The sequence below is a fragment of the Candidatus Liberimonas magnetica genome, from assembly GCA_020523885.1.
In the GTDB taxonomy this organism is placed as follows: Bacteria; Elusimicrobiota; Endomicrobiia; order Endomicrobiales; family JAFGIL01; genus Liberimonas; species Liberimonas magnetica.
Genome location: JAJAPY010000003.1, coordinates 254,368 through 276,136, shown reverse-complemented (window position 1 = coordinate 276,136; position 21,769 = coordinate 254,368). Strand labels below are relative to the sequence as shown.

At 38.6% G+C, this 21,769-nt stretch carries 12 protein-coding genes; all 12 read right to left on the bottom strand.

All coding sequences use genetic code 11. The annotated features are described in order from the left end of the window. Positions 1–5: 5 nt before the first annotated feature. Positions 6–1,460, bottom strand: coding sequence for a DUF2779 domain-containing protein (locus tag LHV68_04200; GenBank protein ID MCB4791070.1), 1,455 nt, complete (start codon positions 1,458–1,460; stop codon positions 6–8). A gap of 94 nt (positions 1,461–1,554) precedes the next feature. Next, positions 1,555–2,376, bottom strand: coding sequence for a hypothetical protein (locus LHV68_04195; protein ID MCB4791069.1), 822 nt, complete (start codon positions 2,374–2,376; stop codon positions 1,555–1,557). 137 nt (positions 2,377–2,513) lie between these two features. After that, positions 2,514–2,732 carry a hypothetical protein gene (locus LHV68_04190; protein MCB4791068.1) on the bottom strand — a complete coding sequence of 73 codons (219 nt, stop codon included), beginning with the start codon at positions 2,730–2,732 and terminating at the stop codon, positions 2,514–2,516. A gap of 591 nt (positions 2,733–3,323) precedes the next feature. Beyond that, positions 3,324–4,235 carry a HipA domain-containing protein gene (locus tag LHV68_04185; protein MCB4791067.1) on the bottom strand — a complete coding sequence of 304 codons (912 nt, stop codon included), beginning with the start codon at positions 4,233–4,235 and terminating at the stop codon, positions 3,324–3,326. Next, on the bottom strand, positions 4,232–4,555 hold the full coding sequence (locus tag LHV68_04180) for a HipA N-terminal domain-containing protein (GenBank protein ID MCB4791066.1): 324 nt from the start codon (positions 4,553–4,555) through the stop codon (positions 4,232–4,234). Before LHV68_04180 ends, LHV68_04185 begins: the two co-directional genes overlap by 4 nt. Next, positions 4,545–4,742, bottom strand: a complete 198-nt coding sequence (locus LHV68_04175; protein MCB4791065.1) for a type II toxin-antitoxin system Y4mF family antitoxin — start codon at positions 4,740–4,742, stop codon at positions 4,545–4,547. Before LHV68_04175 ends, LHV68_04180 begins: the two co-directional genes overlap by 11 nt. A gap of 416 nt (positions 4,743–5,158) precedes the next feature. Beyond that, entirely contained in the window at positions 5,159–5,620 is a 462-nt protein-coding gene (locus LHV68_04170) for an arsenate reductase ArsC (protein MCB4791064.1), read from the bottom strand. Positions 5,621–5,665: 45 nt separating this feature from the next. Then, positions 5,666–7,021, bottom strand: coding sequence for a hypothetical protein (locus tag LHV68_04165; protein ID MCB4791063.1), 1,356 nt, complete (start codon positions 7,019–7,021; stop codon positions 5,666–5,668). After that, positions 7,018–8,181: a hypothetical protein gene (locus LHV68_04160; protein MCB4791062.1), complete on the bottom strand. Its 1,164-nt coding sequence runs from the start codon at positions 8,179–8,181 to the stop codon at positions 7,018–7,020. The genes LHV68_04165 and LHV68_04160 overlap by 4 nt, the downstream gene beginning before the upstream one ends. Positions 8,182–8,183: 2 nt before the next feature. Further along, entirely contained in the window at positions 8,184–10,163 is a 1,980-nt protein-coding gene (locus LHV68_04155) for a glycosyl transferase family 1 (GenBank protein MCB4791061.1), read from the bottom strand. A 3-nt stretch (positions 10,164–10,166) separates the two neighbouring features. Further along, positions 10,167–10,562 carry a response regulator gene (locus LHV68_04150; GenBank protein MCB4791060.1) on the bottom strand — a complete coding sequence of 132 codons (396 nt, stop codon included), beginning with the start codon at positions 10,560–10,562 and terminating at the stop codon, positions 10,167–10,169. 132 nt (positions 10,563–10,694) lie between these two features. Then, a complete protein-coding gene (locus LHV68_04145) occupies positions 10,695–21,704 on the bottom strand; it encodes a 4-alpha-glucanotransferase (protein ID MCB4791059.1) in 11,010 nt (3,669 codons plus the stop codon). Positions 21,705–21,769: the final 65 nt, after the last annotated feature.

Below are 21,769 nucleotides of genomic sequence, written 5' to 3'. Positions count from 1 at the left end.
TTTACTTACAAATTAGATAGCACTTCATGCAATTTAACCATTGCCCAAGTATCGCGTTTACAGTAGGTGAGTAGGTTTTTGCGTATCTGCGCGATTTCATTGGCATCTGAAATCTTCCCCATTGCCATATATGCGAACAAAACTGCAGCGCTGCCGCCTTCCTGAATGTCCAAATCGCTATAGTCAAGGCCAGGAACCATTACTGGTAGAACCTTTTTTATTGAATAACTACCCTTGAAATCCTTATGACTGTAATTGCTCCGCAAAAGAGCAAGAAGGTCTACCATTCTATCAACAAGCTTTTTCAAAGGTTCTGAAAGGTCAGGGTAGGTTTTAGTAAGGCCATTAATAATCCCTTGTTCATAGGAAGAATAAACAATGATACTGCCGTTGCCATTAAGTGTTTTTATCAAGTTTTCAGCTATATCTCTCCGGCAATCACGGGCAGGGTCAGCAAGATACTCAAAATGGGCTTCTTCAACCCCTGGAGCTGAGCATTTGTGAATGGAATATTGGGTAACTATTGTTTCGTAAGGGGCAATGCCATCATAAAGAGGTAATGTTGTCATGCAAGTTTCAAAATCCAGGTACCATGCAGGCCATAGTATAGCTTTTAGTTCTTCTTTCATATCTGGAGATATTACAGGTTTTTTTGTACGAACGGCCTGCAATGCCCGCTGTTGTCCCTCAGTTAATTTAATCTCGGCTGGAATATCCTCAATTTTATATATGCCTCTTTCATCTAATTCAATAAAATGTTTAGCTAAGATACGAGGTAAATAAAGTATATGATTTTCAATCCCTTTACCGGTACAATCTTCAAAGACATCGCAGTACTTGCAATCCAAAATAAGTTTTGGCTCGCTTGGGTTTGGAGCATTAAGGGCAGTTGCTGTAGAGTCAGCTATTGCATTAAACTTCTCAACCTGTTCTTTTGCATCTTTGGTAATATCTTCGGTTACAAACAACTTTTTGTCTGGCATGCCTTTTCGGTAATCCCCTGAAACAAGCATCAGGGAAATAGTCTTGATTTGCAGACCTGTACGCATGATCACCATCGCAGTATATGCTGCATCTTCAATATATTCCTCTTTAGCGGTTTTGCCTGATTTTATTTCAATAAGGTTCCAACCGCTACCATCCTTACATAGAACATCGGCCCGGGTTCCAAACCCATCAGCAGAAAACGCAGGTTCAAAAAGTATGGAGTTATTCCTAATTGCCGTACTTGTTTCAATTAGTGCTTTTTGCATTTTCCCAGGGATTAATACCCCTGAAGGAAATAGCTTCCATGCCCGCTCATTTATTTCAATACCTTGCGTGATCCAAAATTCAGCATCAAGCGAGTCATCCTCAGGCAGTTGCCCATGATGAGCAAGCCACCCCAATCGCGGGCAAACAGTTGCATGCAAGAACGTGTGTTTAATTATTAGCTTTTCATAAGGTTTATTGGCTACCATTGGGAAAGTGCTCCTAAAAATCTATACTTAAATAGCATGTATATTATACTCTTTTTTTATTTCTTAATCAGTCATCAATAATAATAGTTGTATCCTAAGGCCTATAATCAAATATTGTTGTATCTATACCGGAAGCTTCGGCTACTTGATCCCGTTCGTTACAATATCTTTCCCGCTCAAAACACATATAAGCATCGTACGCCCAATTTTCATCTCTTGCTGCTTTTTCCAATATTGGCTTCATGAAACTAGACCGGTTAATCGATAACTGCGAGTGAAACATGTGTTTTGAGTCAAGGTATTCTTTTCGTATTCTATGGAATTCTTCAATAGTAGAAACGGGGACCAGGTTTTCTTTATCTAAGGTAAGACTTTCTTTAAACATATCCTGAATGAATTTATATTCAGCAGAAAAATGCTTTTCGCTGCTACAATCTTTCATTTTTTTACGGATAAAGCATATATCCTGTTCGGGAGTTGCCGGGCCAAAATATTCAATTTGTCCGCTAATGCACTTTTTCAGTTCGTCAACTGCATGCAAACAAATCATTTTATGTGATTGAACCGGGTTATGGGTTCTATCATTTAATGCAAGATAATATTCTATTATCTGATAAGAATAACGATATTTCATTGTTCCCTGCAGCCACTGGTACTTACAACAAAGCACATCATCTATATGAAGAAAAAACAGCGCTAAATTATTGCAGAATTGCGGTTTATCCTCATCAGCGCAATTTTCTAATTCTTGGTCAAGGAAATTAAATGGAAGAAACCATACCATTTCAGATTTACCAACATACTTAGGTTTCAAATTCCATCCAGCATGATGAATTTTCTCATAAACCAGCTTTATTGCTTTATTATAGGCATCTTCAAACCTTGATAAAGTTAGTATTCCTGATTGATCATGCATAGCAATTCTACCTCCTGTCTATATGTACGCAGAAAGTTCAAAATAGTTGATGAGAAATTAAGTTAAGGAAATATAATGTAAGATTAAGATGAAAGGTTGTAAAGAATACTAAAACAACTGGTTGGTAATTAATTTAATTACTTTATATCGACTTGGTCGGATTTGGGCATAGAAACAGCTTTTCCGTTATTATACGAAACCATTTCTCCTGTATCGTATTTCAAGCAAGCGCCTTCTACATACCCGTTACGTTTTACAAGTCCTATAATAACTGAGCCTTTGGGCAGCTCTGTCTCGCCTTTATACGTAAGCGCTATCTCTAGAGATTTTTCATCAGTATAAACTTCAACATACATAGACAACCCCTTATACATTAACTGCTTTAAAATTATGTGTCCTTTATTATATACCTAAAGACTTATTTTTAGCAACTTTTAAACCGTTATATCTGCAGTAATTGTAGGGACAACACAAGACAAATGAGGTCACAAGAGGAACATTGAGTAGGCACAAATTGGGCACAAACGATGTTTTTGGTGGAATTTATATGATTAATAAATCGTTGAAATTGCAAGGAGTTATTGATTTGCATTAAATTTGTAGCTAAAGGTTTTGCAGACCTCTCCCTTAGCCACTTGTGACTTCCTTAGCGTTAATATAAATTGAAATCCCGCAAGGCGGGAGGTACCGCACCGAAATTCATGAAAGTATATATAAAAAGCCAAAAAAAGTCAATTATTCGACAGAAATTAATATTTTAAGGTTTGGACAATTGGGGACAAGAGAGGACAAGACAAGACAAGACAAGAAAGGAACATGGCATAGTAACCGTTTTTGTGACAAAACTTGATGCAATAAACTGCGCTTTAATTTTCCTAAAAAAAGTATTCAAAAAACAAAAAAACCACGCGCACATGCGGTGGTTTTTTTATTTCATAGCGGTTGAATTAACCGGGTTGTTTAATTCTGTTAAATCTGTCTTCAATAATTTTATTCAATTTAGTCTTTTCATCCGGTGTTAGATCAGAGTTTTGGATTTGTGAAATAAATATAGACTTTTCATCTATAAATCTGTTTTTTATTTTATTTTCCGGTATGTTTAGATATTTCGATAGTTCCTGAAAGTCCTTAAAAGTCAATTTATTCTTTTTGCCGTTTAATGTTAAAGCTAAATCTTCCTCATCAGGAATGACAAGTTTAGAACATACAATATCATAAGCCGGTGCAAGCCTTACTTTGTCATCCTCTGTGTAAAGTATTGAGAAATTCTTAGAATGAGCATCGCCATTTCCAATAAGAAAATTAAAAAGCACTCTTTCATAAAACAGCTGTATATCTAAACCAGGTACATCTGATATTTCTTTAAGCTTTAAACCTATTTCTTCAAGAGAACCCTTGTACTTATCTCTTTTGTCTAATATTTGGTAAAAGTTTTCCTGATGTATTTTCTTACTTTTATTTCTGTCATAGCGTTTTATTAAATATGCTTTTGTGCCGTCTTTAAGTTCAAACAACCCGTGCGGAGGAACATCGATTCCTACTAATTCGGCTATAGTCATACAAAGATTTTCATTTTCAGGTAAATGCGTGTAAACTTGAGTCTGCGGCTTAAGAATATATTCTCCTTTATCAGGTGTAACTTCAATTTCTTGATTTTTTGTATTTAGTTTAACAGACAGTTTTGGCTGTACACCTGAAATTGATAGTTTCCCGGCAGTTTGCTGGGCCTTTAATGTTATTTCCGGCAGTGAGAAATTTATCTTTGGCACATAATCTACGCCAAACAGTTTTTTTAGGCATTTAGTATGGTATGCTCCAGCTATTTCCAATTGCTGACCGCAAATTTTGCATAATTTCATTTTATCTCCAATATTGATACAGCTCCGGCTGTATCTTTGCATGTTGAAAGCAAAATGCCGAATAAGTCATTTTTATCAATTTTTAGCTTTGAAGAAACTACATCAAGATACCACCCTTCAGGTAAAAGCCCTTCAAAAAAGTTAAATAAAATATCACTTTCATAGGGTTCCGGCCTTAATGGCAGTGAAACAGAGATAGGATGGCCATTCTTTAGGTAATTATCATTATACTGGAACTTGTACCCCTTACCAGTTTCTTCAATTATACCGGCTTCTATGTCGTTTGACATAACACTGGCTCTTCTTTGGTTATTTTGCATTTTTAATTACCTCAAGGTGATATCCTAAAAAATCAAGTACCTGGTTAAGTTTGTCTATCCTGATAGTTTTCTTTCCTTGTTCAAGATCTCTTACAAACCTGAGTCCAACTCCGACACGCAGCGCAAACTCTTCTTGTGTTAATTTGGCCTGTTTTCTTAGTTCTTTAATCTTATGTCTTATCTCCATTTTTTATACCTTCCTTTTGCCCACCGTCGCAAGACATATCATCAATAATCACGGCTATTCGCCGTATTGATGATACAGCTTCGTCGGATTTCGCAGAAACAATAAAAGTTAAAATCCGTTGAGCTCATTTTCTACATTAATTATATACCCTAAAAGGTATAATGTCAAGTTAAATTAAATAAAATATATCATTTAGGGTATATTCTTTAATATGAATTAGCTATTCATACCCTATATGGTATAATTTTAATATTTCTTTTTTCATTATAATCCCTATCAGGTATAACATTTAGTCCTAGTCGCAATAATTCTTAATTTGGTCGAAATCCAAGGATGTTGTGAAAGGCTTGAGGTTAGGCCAAAGACCCAGTCTAAACGCTTATTTTTAGCAATTTTACTTGGAATTCATGGAAGGTTTAGGCGGTTTTTTGGAAGTTTTCTTTTTTCTTTTGAGTTGTTTCTTTAAGAAATGAAATGACTTTTGACTTTATGATGTCACGTACTTTTTTTGTACTCTCAAGTATCTGGAGGTTATCCCGCTTATTGGCCTCCGGGTCAATTATGTCCCAATGGATAGTCTCTTTTGTGTTCAAGAATACCGGGCAAATTTGCAGGGTTTGTTTGTCGCAGGTGAGCACCACATAATCGAAATGCGCATTTGAATTAGAAAAATCTAGTACGTTTTTTGTTTTATTATTCGAAATATCAAAACCTATTCTCCTCATTACCTGCACTGCAAAAGGGCTAAGTTCGCGAGGCGTAATGCCTGCGCTGAAAGCTTCGAATTCATCTCCGGCAAGCCTGTTTAGAAAAGCCTCGGCTATCTGGCTTCTTGAGCTATTATGTGCGGATACAAATAAAACTCTTATTTTATTCATAGAAGACCCCTGCATAATGTGTCAATTATTATCATTTAACATTTACTATCTTTGCAACGGAGAGTTACCTGCATTACAAGTCCCATCAAAAACTAAATGTTCTATCTTATACGTGCCCAGTTTTCTTGCTTTCAAAAAACCGTCCCAGGCTGCTTCAGCAAGGATCCCGCTTTTTCTAAGGTCAAACAACCATTCCGATGAATGGTCAACGGAACCTGCCGGTTTTATACCCGTATGTATGTCCTGCAGCCATCTTTTGTTCAAAGCTTCGTGAGTCCCTACAGACGGGGCCATAAGAATAGGGATGCCTAAGGCACAATAAAATACCAGTTCGCTTGGTTTTGTCCATAGCACATCTGTCGTCCTTAAAGCTTTATTAAACATATCAAAGTATTCGTACGGGTCCGGGCTATAAATTATCCTGACATTTTTGTTCATATAGTCTTTTAGATTAAGGGAATATAGGAAATCTATAAAACAACGATAAACATCCTCTCGAATCCCTGCTGAAAGATTTATGCGCACTTTTTGAGCTACAATCTTGTCTTTGAAGCTTTTCAATATTCTTTTTGCCGTACCTACCTGTACACCTGAACCGCCTACCGCGAAAGTAAGGTCAAAGTATTTTTCTCCAATAAAATCTTCCTGCTTTTTACCCAGATAGTATTCCACTGTTTTTCCGTGAATATTAAAAAAATAATTATCAGGGTCAAGCCTTATCAACCTATTGAACAGGTCTTCCTTTAATATCTCAAGCCCTTCTTCACTGCCTATATTTTCTTTAGGCAAAGGAAACCCTGTAAGAAAAATGTTCCCTTCAGGTACACCGTAAGACAAGAGCCGTCTTTTGACCCTTGTACATGGCGCAAAGTATTTAACATTACTTTCCTTAGGCTCTTCAGGAACCCATATTCTGTTAAAATCAGAATCGCATATTAAAAGGAAATTTTCTTTTTTCTTAGATTGCAATATATCTAATGCTATTGCAGAAGAATAAAATGTGCTTATAACAGGAAAAGCTTTTTTACCGATTAGCTTTACAACGGAATTGCTTAATCCTCTGTTCTTTATTAAATAAACAAGAAACTTAAGAGGAAATATCGGTTTGGACAGGTCTCTTTTTGGATAGTATGAAGGGATTTCCTGTACAAGGCACAGTAACTTGTAAATATAATCCCCTATTAAAGGTATTTCTTTTGCCCTGGACATGAAATAGTAAGCAGCTCTCATCAGGTTCCATATTTTGTAATCCTGAGGCTCACTATCTTCTTTTGACCCATCTATTAAAATACGGTTATCCGCAATATCCTTTAAAGGATACGCGGCACGTAAATGGCCAAGCCCCATATGAGCCGATATGACCCAGGCTTTTTTCGATGGTTTATCATTGTTGTAGTTCATTGCAGCCTGAGTTTTATCCTGCTCTTGTACCCTATTATAAACATTTTATCGCGCCAGGCGACTGTTTTATCGTATAACGGAATAAAGTAAATAAATAGCAGTAAAATATCCTTTAAAACAACATAAAATGGGTATAAAAGAATAACTTTCATCTTTTTAGGCTCTTCCCTGTCCAGCCAGAAGAGGGTTAAATATTCTAAAATAACTTTGAGGAAAATCGAAGACAGTAATAAGAATATACCGTTCTTCCCGGTCATTAGTGAAAAGACTAAAGCCATTCCTAAAGGGTTTACAAGTATCTCAAGAGAATAAAATACTTTATTGATATGGAACCTCATTTTTGCCCACCTGAGGGTTCTTGCAAAAAAATCCTTTACCGAACCCGTGCAGTTATAGTCCTTCACCCACGAGAAATTAGTAGCTATCTTTATTTTGTTATTACGGTATATCTCTCCCATCATATAATCTTCAGCCAGGTATTCTTTGAACCTGTTAAAACCGCCTAATTTATTCAATGTATTTTTTTCGATAAGCATTGATTTGCCTACAATAATAGGTTCCTTAAACAAATTCCAGGCAAGAATGATGTTTCCTGAGACAAATGTATTTAAATATGAATTTCTCATGATACTACCGCCTGAGCTGCACCCTGTCCCCAGGATAGGCGAAAAGACTATTTTTGAATCATTGTTTACATATTCTTCTACTAATTGATGCAGCGTATCCCTGTTTATCCGGGTGCTTGAATCAGCAACCCAGTAGAGGTCACAGTCTGAATTATAATAGGTTACAAGTTTTAATAGGGTATCGATCTTTGGGTTTAATTCCTTATCTTTGCCTGTTTCTATTATCTTTGTTTTCCTGCCTGGATACTTTGCCTTTACCTTTTTTAGAATCCCAAAACAGGGGTCATCTTCAGTTTCTATACCAAACACTATTTCGAAGTTCGGATAATCGCTCAAATAAAAACTTTCGATGTTGGTCTCCAGGTTATCATCTATACCCATAACAGGTTTTAATATGACAACTTTGGGGTACTCTGACAGCCTATCTGTTCTCTTTATGTAGCTGCTATGCGTGATTGTTGAAAGCAGATAACAAATAAGAAGGGCAAAAGAAATAGTTATTACAGACAAGGAAGTTACAAATAATACTGTCATTGTTAATACCCCGAGAACCTTTGGTGCAATATCCGGTTGTACATTCGTTTATCGATATTAACCTCATCGTCAAAGAGATTCTTAACAAAAATGTCCATGTCAAAACGTTCTTTCAGATTTATGGATGAATCTTTTTCAAGAATCCTGGAATCACCTGCTGAGTATAAGGATAGCTTTACATTTGATTTAACAAAAACTATTTTGTTAGGCTCGAAATTCCATTGTTGGAATATATTCAAATGCTCTTTTTTCAATACTTTTATCGTATCCATGCACGAATAGAACCACTTAAAATAAGAATCTATTATTCCTGATATAGTGTCATCTTCTATCAGGTCGTTGTTATCCCAGGAATAATCTGAATCATAGACTGCGACAGCTTTTGTATTGAGCAGCTTTGCAGCAAAAAGTCCGAACAAGCATATAGGCCCTGAACCCGATATATAAATTTCATCAGGGTCATATTCATAGACCTCTTGTAAAGATTTTAGAACTGACGGTATGTGGAACACCGTCTTTTTATTCCACGGCAGTTCTAAAGAATATATGCCGGGGATATTGACTATATTTTGCCGCACCTTAACATCTTTGCCAGTTTTAATATTGCAGGACACGAATTTTACATCCCTGTTCTTATGATGCAAAGCGGCAGATTCATCCAAAGATTTAAGGAAGCCCGTGTTGGCAAAATCCGAATCATCAGTGAACCAGAGTATTTTTTTTGCCTTATTTTTATTGATATTAAACCTTGTTTTAAGCTCTTCGGAAAGATCCCTGCTCTGGAATAAATGCCTGAAAGTGCTGAAAAATGGTATAGAAATAAATATCCCGGGCAAAGAAGTGGATATGTTCTTTATGAGGTTTATTACATCACCTCTCTGAAGGTCTGTTTCAATGGATTTAATGAATATTCTTGCGAATTCATCGGCAATTGAAGCGATCTTGCTGTAGATAAGGTCAAGTTTGTTTTCTATAGGCAAGGAATTGTTGGCACGGAATTCTTCAATAAGCTCCGTGATCAGATCTCTCACATTATCATCGCCTTTTTTATAGGAATACTTCATTTTTTTTATCTTTAACCTGTCTTTAAAACTTAATGCGTTATTTTCAAAAAACAAAGAACTGAGCTTGCTGATGAAAGATTTTGAAAAGTTATTGCTTTTTGACTTGGAAAAGTCATAAGCTATCTTATATAACGCAAAGGCCAGTGATTTGAAGTCGTTATGCCTTCCGTCCGCAGATATCTTATTTGACTTTATCTTATCAAGAAATTCCTGCAAATTATTTGCCTCAGCCATCGTATAGGTTTTTCCAATAAATATGCCGCCGTGGTCATCGGAACCCCCGCTTAAACCTTTTATCCAGGGCATATTACCAAAAGGCTCTAACCCGTGCTTCTTAAACAGGTCTCCTATCTTTTCCGGATTAAGGCTTTCAAGGGTTTTGATCCATATGTTATTATTCAATTTATTCCTAGCGCCGTTTATCCCCTCGAAGTTATCAAAAAGCAGTATAAGCTTTTCAAGGTGCTCTATAGACAGCCTGTCATTAACCGAATACATAGCATGAGCCACGGAATAAGCCAGATTTTTTTCCTTTATATAGTCCCTTAATTGGTAAATATCCTTTCTTATTTTTTGTATTTCATCGTATTCGGTGTAACCAAGCCCATAAATAAGTATGTGAACTTTACACCCGTTCTCAGGAAAATACGCGGTTGTTTCAAGGCCTGTAAACACGTCCTCAGGGTGTCTTTCCTTTAAGCGCATTACGCCTTCTATCTTGTTGTGGTCTGTTATGGTAACAAAGCTCATACCGTTTTCTTTTGCAGCCCGGTATATGAATTCAGGGTCAGTATATGATTCGCTTGCACCGATCCGCTGAAGGAACCATTCCGAAGGATGCTCAGAATATTTTGAATGTACATGCAGGTCGACTTTAATCACTGTCCTCTCCTTTAAATATAATTTATCTTTTGCCATAGATCACTTCTTTCCTGAATCTTTTTCCTCTAATCTTCTAAACAGGTCCTTTATTCTGGTGATCAGCGCCTTTGGTGAAAAAGGCTTTGTTATGTAATCATCTGCTCCGAGTTTAAGGCCCAGTATCTGATCTGCTTCTTCGGCTTTGGCAGTGAGCATTATTATAGGAATACCGGCATATTGTGGTGTCTTTTTGAGCATGTTGAATATCTCGTAACCATTCATGCCAGGGAGCATTAAGTCAAGAAGCAAAAGATCCGGTATTTTATTCTTTAATAAGTTGAATAGGCCTTCGCAGTCGCTGCAAACCTTTGTTTTAAACCCATTCTTTTTTAGGTTTATTGTTATCAGCTTAAGTATATCTTCTTCATCATCAACTACAGTTATTAGTTTATTCATTTGATCCTTTGAATATGGCTTTACTCTCAATAGAATTATACTTATAATGGGTTAATTCCATATAAAGGTATTGTTAAGGCTATGTTAATGAAATTTCGAGAGTAGATATGGAAGAATAGGGAACCTTGTAAGTTATTGCTGCCAGGCAAGCTTTCTGGTTAGGTCCAGATTAAACACATTCTGTTTTTCAGGGAGAGGTATTTCTATATTTGAATTCATTGCGCCCGCTACTTCAAGCAAGGCTGCGACAGATTTGGCATAAGACTCCGACCCTCCCGGCATATACGGCTGATCAGGAGTGAAGAACTCAGGCAGGGTTCCATTTTCTATAATCAGGTGTTTCAGTATATTGATAATTCTCTCGGATTCTGTTACAGTTAAATCATCTCTTTTTGCAATAAGATAAGGGGAAATGAGCCAGGGAAATACAACCCCGCAATATGGATTATTTGTACCCTGCCTATATCTCGGATCTCCGGGCGAGAGTGTTCTTAAACCATATTGGGTAACTAAGGAATCATCTATTACTTTCAACATAGCTTTTTGCCTGTAGGAGGATAAGAAATCCCCGTTTTGGCTTAATGAAATAAGTGATAAAGCGTTAGGCCTGATAGCGTCAGCAGAAGCAGGATCAGTGCCCAGCACATCGAGCGGGTATGCCCGGCCTGCAACGAAATAGTACCTGTTAATCGCTGTAGCTAAGTTCTGCCTGATTACATCATACTTTTCGGCAAGCTGTTCATCACCTGCTGACCTATTTAACTTGGAAGCTATAGAAAGAGCGTTATATAATAAGGCCTGAACCTCAATAGGCTTTTCCCTGCCTGTATTGGAAACTTCGCTATTTTGTTTCGGAGACTGATAATATCCAGGCGGAACGCTTACTAGCCCGTCAGTATCTAAACGTGCTTTTCCGTTTGGCCTTAAATAGCCGTCCACTATTATATTTGTAACATCCAGCATTTCCCGCATAAAATCCACATCGCTGCTGTTGGCCTTGTAATACTTATTAAGTGCCTCTACGAACCACAGGGAACCGTCTTCAGTGTCATAATCCAACCTGCCGTCATTTATTATAAATCCGGGCAAACGCCCGTTTGTCCTGGCCAGGTTTGCATAATACCTGAAGAGTTTCTTTGCTTCATCATACCTTCTAGTTACAAGAAAAAGGCCGGGCAGGCACATGAAGACATCTTTTGTTTTTACACCATCATTAGGATGAGCCAGCATCCGGACACCTCCAGGGCCGTCATGGACTATAAATGAATCCGCAGCAACAAGAAGCTTTTTAAAAAAAACATCGCTTACAATGCCATTACTTGCTTTAAAACCAAGCATATTTTGAAGATCTTTAAGTAAAATATCTATCTCGTTTACCAACTGCATATCTTTTTCATCGAATTCAAGGATACTATCAGAAACATACTTTGCAAGCAGATCCTTTATTTTGGTATCCGAACCCACATTTATGCTCCTCTGGCCTGAATATTTCGGGTAAAGTATCTGTTCTTCCAGTAAACCCTGGATAAACCCGAAAAGCTGAATATTTACATTAACTTTTTCTTTAGGATCTGAAACTGTGTCCGCGTGTTTTTGAAGTTTCTTAAGATAGAACCAAATTTCAGGGACCACAGACTCGGTTAACCCTGCTTTTTTTAGTATCCGGTATGTTATTGAAAAAAACTCGCATTTGCCAGCATGGTTTAAAAATGCATCCGTGCCATTCTCTTTGGAATTATTTATGCACCTGTATGCAGCAAGAAGCAGATGCAGGCCTGGAGCGCCTAAAGATGCCAATTTATTCTTCCCCCCGCTGTATGTTAATTCCATGGTCTCAAACCCGTTTAACTCAGCATTTATTAATGCCTTTCTATCTCCTATATCAAGGTTACTCCCGTACATATACCCTTCATTAAAATAAGACTTTTGAGTGTCTGGTTTCTTGCTGACTATGATATCTTTTAAAGACGCTATTAGTTCGCTTAAATTCGCTCCGGAAATTGACTCGGCCTTGTCAAACTGACTTGAAAGCTCAAAGCTTATATATTCAGAACAACCTGATCTAATGGCTTCTGAAAGGGTTTTCATGAATGTTTCTCCGGTATCACCGCTTGTTAGGTCAATTCTTAGCCAGGCATTTCCCATTTTTTCAAGTTCCTTTTTTATTCTATCCTGAGTTAACTGGCCGGGATCTGAAATAGAAAGAAATGAATATATTGATTTTGACTGCCCTGAGTTATAGTCGACACTGTACCCCTTAAAAGGTTCAACTATTATAGTCGCTTCCGGCTTTGAACTCCTAACAGCATCTGTCAGCCTTGACAACAAAAGGTTGTATGAAAAATCACTGTCTTTTATGCTTTCATAGGCATTGATACCGCTTATCCAAACACCCTCAAACCCGAAATTCTCAAGCCAATACTTAAGTTCCGTAACAACCGGCCCATACCCCGACTTCTGCATATTTCTCCAATTACCCAACACCAAACCATTCTCAACTTTTCCGCCAATGTTTGGAGAAACAGTATCTCTTTCTTTATCGCAGAAATAGTCAGGATGATAGATCATGTCAGAGGAATTCCTTGCTTTTAGAATAGGGTAATTCATGATTATACCCATTCCTTTTTTATGGGCATAGTCTATCGATTCTCTAAGTTGTCTGTAAGCTACGTACTGAAGGTATTCATAAATCTTGGGGTACAAGATCCATTTATCAGGAGCTATCTTAACTAGATCATCTATCATTTTGGCGTCCTGAGGGTAAGCACCGAGTATCCTGACCGCGGAAAAATATTTTGCCCCCTTTTCAATTTCAGGCCATAGCTTTTCATTGTCATCCTTGAATTTGGCGAATTTTTTCTGCTCTTCCTTATTTTTCAGGAATTCATTGTAACACCTGAGCGCAACATAAAACCTGTTCTGGCCGATAGTGGTTTTTTCATTTTCAGCACTCTGCTCTTCCTCATCTTTAATGATCGAATAAAAGGATTCAATGTCGACCGAAGAAAATGCAGCTTTTTTTGACCTCAGCCTTCCTGCTTCTTCCACCAGGTCGACAAGAAAAGGGTCTACACAAAAACTGCTCATGCTTCCGCAGACGGAGCTATCTGCGGCTTTGAAAACCGGGAAAACAGGCTGCAAAAGCAAAGTATTTATGCCGTCAGGACTAAGCTTGTCGCACAGTTTTCTTATATCGCCAATATTATTTATAGAAACAACCGGCGCTATTTGAACTCTGTTCGTAGAAGAACCGAATCTCCTGTTGTTTTTGCGGGTTTTTTGAGATACACAGTTTTTTGTTTTATAAGCCGGATATAATAATTCCTTAAGGTAGCTTTTAGCGGCCTCGGCATCATCCGGTGCGATCCCGCTTGCCGGTTCATAAACCATATCCTGAAACTCGGGATAATAATCTATGCCGGGCATTGCCCCGGCCTGATTTAAAGAGGCGCTTATATCTGAGGTAACAAGCGCTATTTTTCTTAAGTCCACAGCACCTGAAGAAATTATTGAATAGTTAAGAAGGTTCTCGTTCAGATTGATCTTTTTAATAGAACTTAAAACAAGTTTTGAAACCTCATTTTCATCTTTTAGTGAATCGGTGTTAAAAGTAAAAACAAGAGAATTAAGCTCCTCATCATTTATAAAACTGTCCGCAATAGCCTGCGGCTGGGTAAAGACGCTTAAGACTCCACGCATAGACACAACTGCCGGAACTATATCCTGGACCGGCAGTCCGAGGTCAACCAATTGTCTTTTTAGCTCAGGGTTTCCTTCAGTTATTTCTTTAATGACAGCGAGCGTGCCCCTGCCGAGCAAAAGCATCTGGATATCACGTTTTTCAGCGTCATTTTCTAAACCTTGACTGTCTTCTATTTTAGAAACAAGCATTCTGGCTGGATCGCTTTCCTGCTCAATAGCCGGTAAAGGCCTTAGATAAAGCTTCACGCTTTTATTGCCTGCGCCGCTTTCGATCACACGCGCATAGATCCTGGCTATTACATCAATATTTTCAACGGGTACTATGACCTTGGTATTCAGGTCAATTAACTGGCCTTCGGCAGAAGCAGTGTTTTGGTACATAAGCGTTACTTTTAATGCATTTATGCTCAAATCAGCCATTGAAAGCATCTGTCTGTCCACAATTTCCTCATCTTCGATACAGCTAAACACTATACTTTTATTGCAAAAACCTGGAGCATTTTCAAACAGCCATCTTTTGCTTTCTGTAACGGTCTCATTTAACACATTTTCCCTGATAGTTTTAATGGTTTCGATCGGGTCAGCGCCGGACCGTCTGGCATGCCTGAGAGCATCCTTGATTATGCCGGGTACAGTTTTTTTGTATATCCATTCCCTAACTTCGCTTTCATCCTTTAGCCTTATGGTGTATGTGTTTAGCACATAGCCGTACTTGTAGCCGTATTTATACATGATTTCTGCGCGTTTTTCTATGGTTTTTAGGCTGTAATGATAAAGCAATGTAGCTGGTATATGATCACCGGCCCAGTATATCTTACCTTCTTCTTTAAGCTCTTGCAGCCGGGCTATCTTTTTATCCAACAATTCACTGCCATTGTTTTTCTTTATCTCATTTACGGGGTGCCTAAAACCAGGCTCATCTTGATTCCCTTCAGTTTCGTTTTTCTTGACTTGAAAACCTTCATTTTGAACGCCTGCTTCCAGCTTGATAGTTTCCTCTATTTCTTGGTTTCCGGAAAATTTCTTGAGTAATTTTATCTGTTCCAAATATGCCAAACTCTCTTTAAAGTGTCCGGGTGATACAGTAAACACGGCTTCAGGCGGAATGAACGTATTTATATCCAGTTCCTTGATCGTATCCCTGTAGGCATTTTCATAAAGCCTGAACAAATTCCAATAGAAATCATTTTCCTGCTTGCTCTGCCCGTTTTTTCTTAATTTCATGCAAAATGCCAGAGGATCTTCATTCTTAGATAACATTAAGAAGGGAATTATTAGATGGGGCATCAAATCAATCTCAGGAAGCACCTTATTCCCATATTGAGAAATCATTTTATACTTAATAGTGCCTAAAAGGTCAATAAACTTATTGAATTTATCCGGGTCGTCAAAACTAACGATCATATTTCCGGTAAGCGCTTTCAACTGTTTAACCTGCTTGTTGTTAAGGTCATACATACTGTTCAAACCCTTTTTTGCAAGCATGTTGGTTACTTCTTCATTATTGAATTCATGATATATTTTATCGATCTTTCCTGTTTTACGTTCTTCTATCATTAATGTTAAACTCTGTCCCAGCATCTGAGAGTAGCTTACGTTTGAACCCAGCAAAGTTATATCTCCCGTGCGCTTGATAGGCCCCAGATATATGCTGCTCGGGTCGATAATAGCCATACCGCCCCTGTTTTCCTGGCGTAAACTCCGAAGTGCCTTAAGCCCGTTGAGGAGAGCAAGCTCAAGCACAGTCAAACTAGTTTCATTTATCCTGGCAGGGAGAGCCTGTCCGAGCGAGCGCTCAGTCATACCGTTAATATTTAAGGCCACTATCCTTAATTTTCCGATATCCTTGCCTCTCAATGAAGGATATTTCTCTGCCAATCTGGAAAATTTATCAGCTTTCAGAGGTTCAAATACTTCCAACAATGTACTGCCATTGCCTTTGCCTGTATTTTTAATAAAAACAAAAGGCACGGAGAACTGATCCCAGGTTTTATGCGGTAATATAGCTTTTAAATGGGCTTGAAGCCCTTCATCTGTGTCTGCCACAATAAAAACAAGATCCGGTTTCTCGTTGTTAAAAGATTCCAGCAGCTCCTGATACTCATTGCGGAGTATGCCCTCGGCTTCTGTTTCAAAAACTGGAGGCCTTTTTATTGATCTTATGATTTTTTTATTGCGGCTGAAGTTCTTGTTGAATAGAGAAAGAATTATCGGTATCCAGTGCAGCACAAGGGAAAGGCCAAGCCCTGTAGCGAACGTGACCAGAAAACCTCCGGGAGTTAAAGGTGTACCGAACAAATACGATTCTAAAAAAGGGCCCCAAAATACGATAAGCGGTATAAACCGGGCAAGCATTTTTCTGTCTCTCCAGCCTTCAGACATTCCCAATTCAAAATATACGCTGTATTTGTTTTGCTTTATAAAATCATTGACCTCGCCGCTAATTTTACCGGCATCATAAAAACCAGGGATTATCCCGTTTCCTTTAGTTACAAGGTTTTTTGAGGTTTTTCTAAGAAAGAGCGAAGACAGGACAATGCCCACAGAAATGCCGAAAATAGCCCTTACCACGTTCATAAGCTGAGACTGTTCAAGAAAATATAGCCTGCTGTTTTTTGATATCCGATAAATAGACAGCACCTCTATGTTGTTTGCGCAGTCCAGGGCATAAAGATAGTCGTTGGCGTATTCATACATTTGGGAAAAAGAGGCTATTTCATTTTTTAGTTTCTCTTTTTCTTCTGCAGGCAGGCTATGTATCTTATTTGCAGTTTTCTTGGCTAGCTCCAAAAACATATCAAAAACAATGACTGCTTTTTTTCTCTCTAAAGGAACCAGCATTATATTGGAAAAATGTGTAAGACGGATCAGCTCCCCTGCATTGCTTCTGATGGCATCCAGAGCATTTTTATCGAATTTATCCAGTTTAAGTATATCTCCCCAGGCATCCAGGCAATCTTTTGAAGCGCCAAACACTGTTTTTGCATTTTCTTCAGGCTTCTGAACCAGCAAATAGCCTTCGGGTACACTAGAAAGTTCCTTTATTGTGCTATCAATTGATTTTTTTAACCAGGGGTTACGATTAAGATGCTTATTGATAACTCTTTTCTGCCGGTTGTAGAAACCATTTGTCCTTCCCTGCTGAATAAAAAACTGATGCAAAAAAATCGACAAAACTATGCCAGTGCCCAAAGGAATTACTATTGAGAACAAGATAGAAGCTAAAATCGGATTACCGCCTACCAGCGCGGTCTGGGCCGCACAGGATGTGCCGCCAACCCATAAACTGCTGGTCAAGATAGTGCGAAAGCTTAAGAATAGCGAAGAGGAACGCTGGATGGCTTTTCTGCTTCTCCATAGTTTATCCAGGCCCAAGGAATGCTCCCCGTTTTTATGCTCAAGAGCCTGTACATACATATTTATTTCTGATTTCGTTTGAGGGTAATCATACAGGGAGTCCAGCAGGAGGTTTCCTGTGCCCACAACCTTATCAACCTGTTTTCCCAGGCCGAGTTTTGACTTTTCAAAACCATCTGCCATTCCGAATATAAGCCTGTTAAGCGGCATTATCTTATATTTTTCCATCCAGTCGTTCTTGGGATAGATGTAGCCTGATAGTATCTCAAGATTGACGGCAAAATCTATCGTATGAAGGTACTCAAGGCTGTATACAGAAATGCTTTCAAAAGAATCCCTGACATGGACTAATTTCGCCTGTTCCTTGTCTTCTGCTGGGTTCTTGTTTAAAATACCAGCTAACTGCTCAACAGTAGAGATCGAAAGGCTGCTGAACTTTCTATACAGCATAGCCATGGGCTTATTATTATTTCCAAAACTTTCTTCTGAAAGCCTGGTCAAACGCATTATTCCTTTCGCCTTTTCAAGCATGTTATCATAAACACCAGGATCAAAATCTTTTTTATTTGCATCAAGCAGCTGTGCCCATTCTTCCAGAAGTTGTTCGGATTTTTCTATGGCTGTTACGCCGGTTTCTGCCCTGCTCTGCCGTTTTTCAGTGGCGACCCCTCCGTCTGAAGCCGAAGGCTCTTTAAACCTGTCGCCCTTCAGGGACGAATGCGAACGCATTCCTCCCCCGTCTAAAGACGGGGGATTCCATGGCGCAGGATTAATATTGTCATCTCTTTCCGAAGATTTCTGGCCGGACAGAATTAAACTGTCCGCGGCCGGGCTTTTCTTTGTATTAGATTCTATTTTCTTAAAGCGGGTGGAAAAGTTTTTTTTGGCTTGGGTTATGGCCGGCAGAGTTAACTCAGGCACGGATATTTCTCCGAGCATTAAAACCTGGTCATTATATGTTGAAGGAGGGTCCTGCCCGGTATAGATCCTGGAATATAAGGACTCTGCAGGAAGCTGGGTTTTTATATTAATGTCTTTTATTAAATTGAATTTATTCCTATACAATTCAAAAAGGGCAAAGTAAAAATCTTTATAAAAATCGAGGTCATCCCCATTTTTGAAGGTATCTCTTAGCTTTACGCAAAAAGCGTTAGCGTCTTCGCCGTTATAAAGCATAACAAGCGGGACAAGCAGGTGAGTTGTCAGATCAAAGCCCGGAGGGGCTTTGTTTTTATAGTTAGTATTGACCCAGGACCGGACATCTTCCATAAGCCTGTTGAACCTGTCATATTTGTCAGGACTGTCAAAGCTTAAAATGATATTTCCGGTCATAGATTGCATTTGTTTGAGTTTTTTGTTACCGAGATGGTACATTCCGCGGATGGCATTTTTCTCAAGGGTATTTTTTATCTGTTGTTCGTTAAACCTGTTGTAAAGCTTGCGTACTCTGCCGGTTTTATCGTCATTGAGCATTAAGGTTAACCCCTGTTCAAGCATCTGCCCGTAACCCACATAGGAGCCAAGAAGGGTAATATCTCCTGTTGGCTTTACAGGTCCAAGATAAACAGAGGCGGGGTCCATGATGACCATACCGCCTTTTCCCATTCTGGTTAAGTTCTGGACAGCCTTAAGGCCGTTTAATAAGGCGAGTTCTATAGGAGTGATATTTTTCCCGTTGATCTTTACCGGCAGGGGCGCACTTATCGTATCCTTATCCAGGCCGTCCACAGCTAAAACCAGTATCCTGAGGTTCTCTATCTTCTTGTCTTTCAGTGATGGATATCTTTCTCCAAGGCCTCGTATCCTTTCAGGACTTAAATATTTGAATGCTTCAAGAATAGCCCTTCCGCTTCCGTCCCCGTCATTGCCTATGACCTCAAAAGGCACATTCGACATTACCTCCGGTCTTTTAGCAAATAATTCCTCAAGGGCTTCTTTGCGCATATCGCTATTACCGGACATTACAAGGACTAGGTCCGGCATAGGCCCGGAAAGGGAATTTGCCAATGATCTGTATTCATCATTAAGCATTGCTTTAGCCGGGGAATACGGCAGGGTTGTCTTCTGTTTTCGTTTTGAAAATACTTTCTTAAAAAATGAAGCTAGAGCTTTAGGTATCTTTAAAACTCTATTTCTTCCCTTAGGCCCCTTCTGTGGCAGCTCAACCTTAGTTCCGTCAAGAACAACATTTATTGAGCCGTCTGCCAGCATGCTGTCAATATCAAGTTTTACTGTGATAGAGGGATTTTCACTCATCCATCTTGTCAGTTCAGCCTTAATTTCTTCTGCGGACATACCCTGCTTGTGCGCCTCCTCGGTCCACTTTAACATAAGCAGTTCTATCCTAAGTTTTGAAGTGCCAAGATCCAGCAATTCAGGAGCGAACGAAGAAGATAGAAAATCCTTTAAGGCAAAGTTATCTGTAAGAATTTTTGAATATATGGATTCATCAGCCGCATGGGTTACATTGGGTATTATATTAAGATAAGATATTCCGCCCTTTTTAATGAACTCTGTTATTTTTGAATGGAAACCGCCGGTTACTACTACGTTGATCTCTTTAAATTCCTTTAAATGATTAAGGACCGTGGCATAATTGCTTTTCAAAGACTGATTTAAATCTTTACCCCGCCGCACAGAAAGCCCTCCCGCAAACCGGGAACGGGGGATGAATGTTAATAATGGCGGGATGTCACTTATAAAAGTCCCGCAGAGCGGGACTGCCGGAGGGGTTCCACTTGCTTCATTTTTTATGTTCTTTAGCAGATTGTTATAGAATATATCATCTCTTTGAATATTGGTTTTATAGAATTCATGGATATTCTCTTCATCTATCATAGCTGTAAGGCCGGTTGTGTCGCTGTTTTCAAAGAACTTGCCGAGCAAGACCTTATATTTAGCACAGTTATTCTCAAAGGTAGCCAGATCGTCAGGTGTTATCTTTAAATTGAGCAGGTCATTGAGTATCTCGCTCATATCAGATAGAAAAAGTATTTCTTTATATAACAGCCTGTCAGAAAATGAATTTAAGATCTTCTTTTTCAGCAGCTTTTCTTCAGAAAGCATATATATGGGGTTAAAGCAATAATTCAGAGTTTTGTATTTAAGAAAGCTGTTTATTTCAGGGTAAGCATAGCTCATATTCGGAGTGTAGGTTTTTGCGATTTCTGATAAGGAAAGGTAAAATTCATCTGACCTGTCAGGATCGTTCAGCTTCTGCATCATAACCCCGTAGAGGCTGTACGGGATAATTCGTTTAAGCATACCATAGTACTGTTTGAACTCTTTTTCTAATTTCTTACTATCTCTTCCGCTATTTGATCTAAGAAGCTTTATGTAAACATCCAGGTTTGGGTATCCCGTTATAGCTATACCTAATTTATCGCAGAGTTTTCCCATCTCCAGGTAGTAGGTGCCTGTATCCTTACGGGCATTGCTGCTATTTAAATAAGATTCCAGTTCCTGTATTTTTTTAGAAAGCATCTTTTTTTTAAGGCCGGTAACCTTATATCTTAATTTAGTGATCTCTCCTGCGTAGCTTCCCCTTTTCTCTAAAATGCCCCTTACCCTGTTAAGGTTAGAAAGATATATTTCCCAGTTTTCAAGCCCGTACAGAATATCCCTGTCTTTAGCTACCGAGTAATATTCCGCCCCGCTTAACAACCCATCTGAAAGCAGATCATTAAGGACCATTTTTTTTATTGCTTTATCAGGCAAAGATGAAAGCAGGTGTGTATCAACCTTGCCTTCAGGGGCGCCTTCGGAAAAGATTTTTGACAAGGGATAACGTGCATCGAATAAGTTTATTATATTAGATATATTTTTTTGCGCTTCGGCATGGCAATGGAGGTCTTGAATATAAATGACAAGTGTATCGGAATTGTTATAGTTGCCGTCAATTATTCTGCCATAACCTGAGGGCAGAATAAACCTGCTTATGCTGTCCTCCAGTTTTTGAGCATTCTTTTTATTTGCTAACAGGTCCGTGAGCGCCAATAATGGTTCCTGCAAGACAAAGGAATATGTAAAAAAAGATAAGACTACTATCGAAATGGCTTTTAAGTGTAATTTATTGGAAAGCATTTGTTGTCCTTTTCTGCGTATTTAACTGAACTCTTCATTTAAATGGTATTTTTACTTGCTTTTTT

What these genes read in the sequence shown, in the direction of transcription:
- LHV68_04195 (MCB4791069.1), bottom strand. Translation starts at nt 2,376, where the DNA reads ATGCATGATCAATCAGGAATACTAACTTTATCAAGGTTTGAAGATGCC.
- LHV68_04185 (MCB4791067.1), bottom strand. Translation starts at nt 4,235, where the DNA reads ATGAAATTATGCAAAATTTGCGGTCAGCAATTGGAAATAGCTGGAGCA.
- LHV68_04175 (MCB4791065.1), bottom strand. Translation starts at nt 4,742, where the DNA reads ATGGAGATAAGACATAAGATTAAAGAACTAAGAAAACAGGCCAAATTA.
- LHV68_04200 (MCB4791070.1), bottom strand. Translation starts at nt 1,460, where the DNA reads ATGGTAGCCAATAAACCTTATGAAAAGCTAATAATTAAACACACGTTC.
- LHV68_04145 (MCB4791059.1), bottom strand. Translation starts at nt 21,704, where the DNA reads ATGCTTTCCAATAAATTACACTTAAAAGCCATTTCGATAGTAGTCTTA.
- LHV68_04190 (MCB4791068.1), bottom strand. Translation starts at nt 2,732, where the DNA reads ATGTATGTTGAAGTTTATACTGATGAAAAATCTCTAGAGATAGCGCTT.
- LHV68_04160 (MCB4791062.1), bottom strand. Translation starts at nt 8,181, where the DNA reads ATGACAGTATTATTTGTAACTTCCTTGTCTGTAATAACTATTTCTTTT.
- LHV68_04180 (MCB4791066.1), bottom strand. Translation starts at nt 4,555, where the DNA reads ATGCAAAATAACCAAAGAAGAGCCAGTGTTATGTCAAACGACATAGAA.
- LHV68_04150 (MCB4791060.1), bottom strand. Translation starts at nt 10,562, where the DNA reads ATGAATAAACTAATAACTGTAGTTGATGATGAAGAAGATATACTTAAG.
- LHV68_04155 (MCB4791061.1), bottom strand. Translation starts at nt 10,163, where the DNA reads ATGGCAAAAGATAAATTATATTTAAAGGAGAGGACAGTGATTAAAGTC.
- LHV68_04165 (MCB4791063.1), bottom strand. Translation starts at nt 7,021, where the DNA reads ATGAACTACAACAATGATAAACCATCGAAAAAAGCCTGGGTCATATCG.
- LHV68_04170 (MCB4791064.1), bottom strand. Translation starts at nt 5,620, where the DNA reads ATGAATAAAATAAGAGTTTTATTTGTATCCGCACATAATAGCTCAAGA.